Annotated in this window: 2 protein-coding genes; both read left to right on the top strand. The window is 75.2% G+C overall.

Going from position 1 to position 8,977, the window contains the following annotated elements:
* The first annotated feature begins 175 nt into the window (after positions 1-175).
* Positions 176-2,878 carry a type I polyketide synthase gene (locus tag LPA42_RS33050; RefSeq protein WP_198956699.1) on the top strand — a complete coding sequence of 901 codons (2,703 nt, stop codon included), beginning with the start codon at positions 176-178 and terminating at the stop codon, positions 2,876-2,878.
* Between the two features lie 16 nt (positions 2,879-2,894).
* On the top strand, positions 2,895-8,977 hold a 6,083-nt coding region (locus LPA42_RS33045), incomplete at its 3' end, for a type I polyketide synthase (RefSeq protein ID WP_305076053.1).

Below are 8,977 nucleotides of genomic sequence, written 5' to 3'. Positions count from 1 at the left end.
CCCACTCGCCCACGCCCTCGCCCACGCCCACACCACCGGACGCCCCCCCCACCAACCCCCCCCCCCCCCACCCACCCCCCCCCACCTCCCCACCTACCCCTTCCAACACCACCACTACTGGCTACACCCGACACCCGACACGGCCGGCTTCGGCCGCGCGGCCACCGGGCATCCGTTGCTCGGCGGCGCTCTCGACCTCCCCGGCAGCGACGCCACGCTGCTGACCGGGCAGGTATCGGTCAACGCCCAGCCGTGGCTTGCCGACCACGCCGTCTTCGGCACCGTCCTGCTGCCCGCCACGGGCCTGCTCGACATGGCCCTGCGCGCCGGGGCGGAGGTGGGCTGCGCCCGGGCCGAGGACCTGGTCCTGGACCAGCCGCTCCTGCTGCCCGCGAACCGCGCGGTCGACGTGCAGATCCAGGTGAACGCGCCCGACGACACCGGCCGGCGGGCCTTCACGATCCACTCCCGGCACGACGAGGACTGGGTCCGCAACGCGACCGGCCTCCTCTCACCGGAGGCCGCGGCGGTGCCCGGCCCGTTGGCGGTGCCGGCCACGGCTGCCGCGCTGCCCGTCACGGACCTGTACCTGCGGCTCGCCGAGCAGGGATACGACTACGGCCCGGCCTTCCAGGGGCTGCGAGGCGCGTGGCGCGACGGCGACGCGCTGTACGCGGAGGTGGAACTGGCGGGCGAGCTCCACGAGACCGGTTTCGGCATCCATCCCGCGCTGCTCGACGCCGTGCTGCACGTACGCCTCCTCGCCGGGCTCGGTGAAGACTCCGCCGGCGCCCCCGGCGACCTGCGGCTGCCGTTCTCCTGGTCCGGCATCAGCCTGCACGCCTCGGGTGCGCGGACGCTCCGCGCCCGGGTGACGCCCGTGGACGACTCGACGATCGCCGTGGCCGTGTCCGACCTCGAAGGCCGGCCGGTGCTCACCGTCGACGCGATGGCCACCCGCCCGGTCGACGCCGGGAAGCTGACGGGGCACGGTGCCGCGATGCTGACGGTGCGCTGGGCCGAGCAGCCCCGCACCGAGGCGGACGTCGCCGCCGCAGCGCCCGCGGTCGTGCTCGGCGAAGCCGGGGACCTCGCCGAGGCGCTGTCGCTGCCGGCCGTCGCGGGGGTCGACGAGCTGGCGCGCACCACAGGCGGCGACGCTCCGGGCTGGGCGGTGGTGAGCTTCGGTTCCGCCGAAGGCGACGATCCGGTGCCGTCGGCCCACGGGCTGGTCGAGCGTGCCCGCGTACTGGTGCGACGGTGGCTCGAAACCGACCGGCTGGCCGAGACGCGGCTGGTCTTCCTGACCCGGGGCGCCGTCTCCACCGGGCCGGACGATCCGGTCACCGACCTGCCCGGTGCCGCCGTCTGGGGCTTCGTGCGCTCAGCGCAGACCGAGCATCCCGACCGCTTCGTGCTCGTCGACCACGACAACGCCCGTCCCAGCCGGGAGGACCTCGACGCCGCCGCCACCGGGGAGCCGCAGCTCGCCCTCCGGGACGGCCACCGGCTGACGCCCCGGCTCGCGCCCGGCACGTCCACCGGCTCCGGCACCGCCCTCGATCCGGACGGGACCGTCCTGATCACGGGGGGCACCGGCACCCTCGGCGCCCACGTCGCCCGCCGGTTGATCACCCACCACGGCGCGCGTCGGTTGCTGCTGGTCAGCCGCCGTGGTCTCGACGCCCCGGGTGCGAAGCAGCTGCGTCAGGAGTTGACCGGCCTCGGTGCCGAGGTCGACATCGCGGCCTGCGACGTCACCGACCGCGCCGGCCTCGTCGCCACCCTGGGGGCCGTTCCCGCCGGGCATCCGCTCACGGCCGTGGTGCACACCGCTGGCGTCCTCGCGGACGCCACCGTCACCCAGTTGACCGGGGAGCAGCTCGGCACCGTGCTGGCCGCCAAGGTCGACGCCGCGTGGCACCTGCACGAGCTGACCACGGGGCTCGGCCTCGCCGCGTTCGTGCTGTTCTCCTCGGCCGCGGCGACGGTCGGCGCCCCGGGACAGGCCAACTACGCCGCCGCGAACGGCTTCCTCGACGCTCTCGCCCACCACCGGCGTACGCGCGGCCTCCCCGCCGCGAGCCTCGGGTGGGGGCTGTGGACCGACACCAGCGAGCTCACCAGCGGCCTCGCCGCGGCAGACCTCGACCGGCTGCGCACCAGCGGCTTCCAGCCGATGTCCACGCAGGAGGCGCTGGCCCTCTTCGACGCCGCCCTGCACGACACCGGCCACGCCCACCTCGTCCTCGCTCCGGTGGACCGGGCGGCGCTGCGCCGGCGTGCCGTACAGGGCGATCTGCCGCCCCTGTTCCGCGAGCTCGTCCCGGGGGCGCCGCCCCGGGCGGCGGCGGACGGCGCGTACGACTGGCGGAGCCGGTTCGCCGCAGCCCCGGCGCACGAGCGCGACACCCTGCTGCTCGACCTGGTCCGCACCCACGCGGCGGCGGCGTTGCGGCACGAGGCGCCCGGGGAGATCGACCCGGACGGCGCGCTCAAGGACCTGGGGTTCGACTCGCTGATCGCCGTCGAGTTCCGCAACCGCCTCAGCGCGGCCATCGGGCTACGCCTGCCGGCGACGCTGGCGTTCAACTATCCCAACCTCCGTGCGCTCACGGGCTACCTCGGTGAACGCATGTCGGAGAGCGAGCCGGACCGGGCCGAGCCGCGGGAACCGGCGGACGCCACCGTGCACGACGAGCTCGACCGGATCGAGCAGGCGCTGCGCACGTCGCCGGAGGAGGCCCGGGAGGAGATCACCGCCCGGTTGCGCCGGTTGCTCGCCGCGCACGGCGGCACGGGCCCGCACGCCCAGATCGCCTCGGCGACCGACGACGAGATCTTCGACCTGATCGACAACCAGCTGGGCACGGCCTGACATGGGATCGGATGCGATGAACATCGAAGAGAAGCTGCGGGAGTACCTCAAGCGCGTGACCGCAGACCTTCAGACGACGCGGGCCCGCCTGCAGGAGCTGGAGTCCCGGGGCAGCGAGCCGGTGGCGATCGTGGGAATGGGCTGCCGCTACCCCGGCGGCATCCGCTCCCCCCACGACCTGTGGCAACTCGTCCTCAACGGCACCGACGCCATCAGCGAGTTCCCCACCGACCGCGGCTGGAACCTCGACACCCTCTACCACCCCGACCCCGACCACCCCGGCACCAGCTACACCCGCCACGGCGGCTTCCTCCACGACGCCGCCGACTTCGACCCCGACTTCTTCGGCATGAGCCCCCGCGAAGCCCTCGCCACCGACCCCCAACAACGCCTCCTCCTCGAAACCACCTGGGAAACCCTCGAACACGCCGGCATCGACCCCACCACCCTGCGCGGCACCCACACCGGCGTCTTCACCGGCGTCATGTACGACGACTACGGCAACCGCCTGGCGGAGACCTCGCCCGACGGCTTCGAGGGGTATCTGGGCACCGGCAGCGCGGGCAGCCTCGCCTCGGGCCGGGTGTCCTACGCGTTCGGGTTCGAGGGCCCGGCCATCTCGGTCGACACTGCGTGCTCGTCGTCGCTGGTGGCGTTGCACCTGGCCGTCCAGGCCCTGCGCAACGGCGAATGCGACCTCGCCCTGGCCGGCGGCGTCACCGTCATGGCCACCCCGGCCGCCTTCACCGAGTTCAGCCGCCAGCGCGGCCTGGCCCCCGACGGGCGGTCGAAGTCGTTCGCGGCGAGCGCCGACGGTGCGGCGTGGAGCGAGGGCGTGGGACTGCTGCTGGTCGAACGGCTCTCCGACGCCCAACGCAACGGCCACCGCATCCTCGCCGTCGTCCGCGGCTCCGCCGTGAACCAGGACGGGGCCTCGAACGGCCTCACCGCGCCCAACGGCCCGTCCCAGGAGCGGCTGATCCGCCAGGTGTTGGCCGAGGCCCGCCTCGCCCCGGCGGACGTCGACGTCATGGAGGCGCACGGCACCGGCACGACGCTCGGCGACCCGATCGAGGCCGAGGCGCTCCTGGCCACCTACGGCCAGGACCGCGACCAACCCCTCTGGCTCGGCAGCATCAAATCCAACATCGGCCACACCCAAGCCGCCGCCGGAGCCGCCGGCATCATCAAAATGATCCAGGCCATGCGGTACGGGGTCCTGCCGAAGACCCTCCACGTCGACGCACCCACCCCCCACGTCGACTGGACCACCGGCAACGTGGCACTCCTCACCGAACCACAGCAATGGCCCGACCAGGGGCGGCCCCGCCGCGCCGCCGTCTCCTCCTTCGGCATCAGCGGCACCAACGCCCACGTCATCCTCGAACAGGCACCCGCCGTAACCGAGGAAGCCCCCGCCGGCGACGGGGCCACGACGCCGGTGCCGTGGGTGCTGTCCGGTCGCAGCCCGGAGGCACTACGCGCACACGCCGCCGCGCTGCGGGCCCTTCTCGACACGCTGCCGGACGGGGACCTCGCCGCCGCCGGGCGGGCGCTGGCGACCGACCGCGCCGCGCTGACCTACCGGGCCGTCGTCGTCGGCGGTGAGCGCGCCGAACTCGCCGCCGCTCTGGACGCGGTGGCGAACGCCACGACGCCACCCGTACGCGCCGTCGAGGGCAAGGTCGCGTTCCTGTTCACCGGGCAGGGTGCCCAGCGGCTCGGCATGGGCCGTGAGCTGTACGAGCGTTTCCCGACCTTCGCCCGGTGCCTCGACGCCGTCCTCGCCGAGCTGGACGGCCACTACGCCGTCCCGCTCCGGGACGTCGTGTGGGGCTCCGACGCGGACGCGGTGCAGCGCACCGAGCACGCGCAGGCCCTGCTCTTCGCGATCGAGGTGGCGTTGTTCCGCCTGGCCGAGTCGTGGGGCGTCCGGCCGGACTTCGTGGCCGGGCACTCCGTCGGCGAGATCGCGGCCGCCCACGTCGCCGGGGTGCTCTCCCTGGCCGACGCGGCGGCACTGGTCGCCGCGCGGGGGCAGCTGATGCAGGCCCTGCCCGAGGGCGGCGCGATGGCCGCCGTGCGGGCCACGCCCGACGAGGTACGGCCGGTGCTGTCCGGGGCCGTGGAACTCGCCGCGATCAACGGCCCGCAGTCGGTGGTGGTGTCCGGGGTCCACGACGCCGTCGCCGCCGTCGTCGCGCACTTCTCCGCACTCGGCCGCAGGACCACCGTGCTGCGGGTGTCGCACGCGTTCCACTCGCCCCTGATGGAGCCCATGCTGGACCGGTTCCGCGCCGTGGCCGAGGGGCTCTCGTACGACGCGCCCGCCATCCCGGTCGTCTCCACCGTCACCGGGGAGCCGTCCACGGGCTGGGCGACGGCGGAGTACTGGGTGCGGCACGTCATGGCGACGGTGCGCTTCGCGGACGCGGTGCGCGCCCTGCGTGCCCGTGGGGTCACCACGTTCGTCGAGCTGGGACCCGACGCGGTGCTGTCCACGGCGGGGCCGGAAACCACGGCCGACGCCGCGTTCGTACCGCTGATGCGCCGGGACCGGCCGGAGGTCACCGAGCTGGTCACCGGCCTCGGGCGGCTGCACAGCCACGGGGTGCGGGTCGGCTGGGCGGCGTTCTTCGGGCCGGGCCGGCGGGTCGAGCTGCCCACCTATCCGTTCCAGCGCCGGACGTACTGGCTGCACCCCGTCGGCGGCTCGGGCGCACGCGGTGAGCACCGCCGGCATCCGCTCGTCGGCAACGCCATGGAGCTGCCGGACGACGCCGGCCGCATCGTCACCGGTGAGATCACGGCCGCCGCCCATCCCTGGCTCGCCGCGCACCGCGTGCACGACGTCACCGTGCTGCCCGACACCGCCTTCCCGGAGCTGGTGCTGGCGGCCGGCGCGGAAGCCGGCTTCGGCCGGATCGAGCAGCTCACCGTCGAGCGGCTGCTCCCGCTGCCCGGCGACGCGCCCACCCGGCTGCACGTCACGGTGGCTCCGCACGAGGACCCGGCGCGTGCCCGGGTCACCGTCCATTCCCGCGTCGGCGACCATGCCGACCAGCCCTGGACCCGGTGCGCCACGGCGGTCCTGGCCGTCGGGGTCGACGCGGATCCGGGTACGGCGACCCCGTGGCCGCCAGCCGACGCGACCCCCGTGGACGTCGGTGACCTGGCGGACCGGCTCGCCGGCCTCGGGCGCGACGGCGACGGGTTCCTCGCCGGCCTGGTCGCGGCGTGGCGGTCCGGCGACACCGGATACGCCGAGGTGCGCCTGCCCGACGACGCCCCGGGCGGCTATCTGCTCGACCCCCGGCTCATGCAGGTCGCCCTGGTCGCGGCCGGTGAGCCGGCGGAGCAGCTGTGGACGGCAGCCGGCTGGGAGGGCGTCACCGTCGTCCGGCCCGGGGCACGCGAGCTTCGGGTCGCGCTCACCCGCACCGCGCCGGACAGGGCCTCGGTGCTGGTCAGCGACGCCTCCGGCGCGGTGGTGTCCACGATCGGCGCGGTCGTCCTCCGCCCGCTGACGGCCGACGAGCTGCGCCCGGCCGACGTCGCGTACCGGCTCGGCTGGGTGTCGCTGGCGGCGGCCCCGGCGACGGACGAGACCCGGTGGGCGCTCGTCGGCGACGACGACGCGCTCGGTGGGCTGCCGGGTGACCGGCACCCGGACCTCGCCGCGTGGACGCGCGCCGTCGGCGAGGAGGCCGTGGTCCCCGGGGCGGTGGTCGTCGCGGCGCCGCAGGGCGGGCCGGAACCGTATCCGAGCGTGGGCGGGCAGGTCACCGCGCTCGCCGACAGCGCGCGGCGTTGGCTGGCCGAGGAACGGTTCGGCGCGTCCCGGCTGGTCGTCGTGACCCGGGGCGCGGTCGCCACGACCGCCGGGGAGGACGTCGGTGACCTCGGGCAGGCCGCCCTGTGGGGGATGCTCCGTTCGCTGCAGGGCGAGCACCCGGGACGGCTGGCGCTGGTCGACACCGAGGACGGGTTCACCGTCAGCTCGCTGCGGGCCGTGCTCGCCGCCAGGGAGGACCAGCTCGCCGTCCGGGGCAGGGAGCTGTTCGCCGCCCGGCTCTCCCGGGTGCCGGTCGACACCGCCGGGTCCCCGGCCGGGCCGCCGCTCGACCCTGCGGGCTCGGTGGTCGTCCTGGTCGGCGGCGACGGCAACGCCGGCCCGATCGTCCGGCAGCTCACCGCCGGCCACGGGATCCGTCGGCTCGTGCTGGGCCGGGCGCCGGGTGTCGCCACCCCGGACACCGCCGAGCTGACCGCCTCGGGTGTGACCGTGACGGTCGTACCGGATGAGATCAGCGACCGGGCCGGAGTCGCGGCCCTGCTCGCCGCCGTCGCGCCGGAGCATCCGCCGACCGCCGTGGTGTTCGTCGGCGACGCGGGCGACGACCCGCCGGCCGGCGGCGCTGCGGACCACGCCGGGGCGGCCTCGCGCCTCCAGCCCGCCCTCGCCTGGCACCTGCACGACCTCGCCGAGGGCGCCGACCTGCGCGCGTTCGTGCTCCTCGGCCCCGCCGGGGGGATCCTCGGCACGCCCGGCGGCGACGACCGGGCGGCGACCGGCGCGTTCCTCGACGCCCTCGCCCGGCACCGGCGCGCCCGTGGGCTCGCCGCGCTCAGCATCGGCTGGGGACCGTGGCACGGACCCGACGACACCGATCCGGTACGCGAGTCCCGCCACGGCCTCCGGGCGGTGCCCGTCGCGCACCTGCTCGCCGTGGTGGAGCTCGGCCTGACGGGCGGCCGGCACGCCGGGTTGCTCCCCGTCGCCCTCGACCAGGCCGAGCTGCGCCGGCACGCCCGGTCGATGACCCTGCCGACGGTGTTCCGGGACCTCGTGCCGGCCCCGGCCGCCCCCACCGGCGTCGGCGGCCCCGCGCTGGGCCGCCAGCTGCGCGGCAGGCCCGAGCCGGAGCAGACGCGGATCGTCCTCGACCTGGTCCTGACCCAGATCGCCGCCGTTCTCGGCCACGAGAACCCGGGCGCGATCGCCCCCACCCGGCCGCTGCAGGAGTTGGGCTTCGACTCGCTCACCGCGGTCGGACTGCGCAACCGTTTGCAGGAGGCCACGCAGCTCACGCTGCCCGCGACGCTGCTGTTCGACTACCCGACCGCCACCGCCATGGCCGCGCACCTGCGGTCCGAGCTGCTCGGCACGCAGGACGTCACGGCCGTACCGCTGTCGGCGAAGCCGGTGGACGACGAGCCGATCGTGATCGTCGGGATGGGCTGCCGCTACCCCGGTGGCGTCCGGTCCCCGGAGGACCTGTGGCAGCTGGTGGCCGACGGCCGCGACGCGATCACCGAGTTCCCGACCGACCGGGGCTGGGACCTCGACGCGCTGTACGACCCCGACCCCGAGCACCCCGGCACGTCGTACGTGCGGACCGGCGGGTTCCTGCACGACGCCCCGCTGTTCGACGCGGACTTCTTCGGGATCAGCCCGCGTGAGGCGCTGGCGATGGATCCGCAGCAGCGGCTGCTGCTGGAGACGAGCTGGGAGACGTTCGAGAACGCGGGCATCGACCCGGAGTCGCTGCGCGGCAGCCGCACCGGCGTCTTCACCGGCACCCACGACCGCGACTACGGCACGCTCGTCGCCGGGAACGAGAGTCTCGAGGGCTACCTGATCGTCGGCAACTCGGCGAGCATCCTGTCCGGGAGGTTGTCCTACACGTACGGTTTCGAGGGTCCCGCGATCTCGCTGGACACGGCCTGCTCGTCATCGCTGGTGGCGTTGCACCTGGCGGTCCAGGCCCTCCGCAGCGGTGAGTGCGACCTGGCCCTGGCCGGCGGCGTGTCGGTGCTGGCGACCCCGGCGTCGTTCGTGGAGTTCAGCCGCCAGCGCGGACTGGCCCCCGACGGGCGGGCGAAGTCGTTCGCGGCGGGCGCCGACGGCACGTCCTGGTCGGAGGGTGTGGGGCTGCTGCTGGTGGAGCGGCTCTCCGACGCGCAACGCAACGGCCACCGCATCCTCGCCGTCGTCCGCGCCAGCGCCGTCAACCAGGACGGCACCACCAGCCAACTCTCCGCACCCAACGGCCCCGCCCAACAACGCGTCATCCGACAAGCCCTCACCACCGCCGG

The sequence above is a fragment of the Micromonospora sp. DH13 genome (assembly GCF_020873825.1).
Taxonomy (GTDB): Bacteria; Actinomycetota; Actinomycetes; order Mycobacteriales; family Micromonosporaceae; genus Micromonospora; species Micromonospora haikouensis.
Note: the sequence above shows the minus strand (reverse complement) of the source record. Positions and strands in the feature narration are given on the sequence as shown.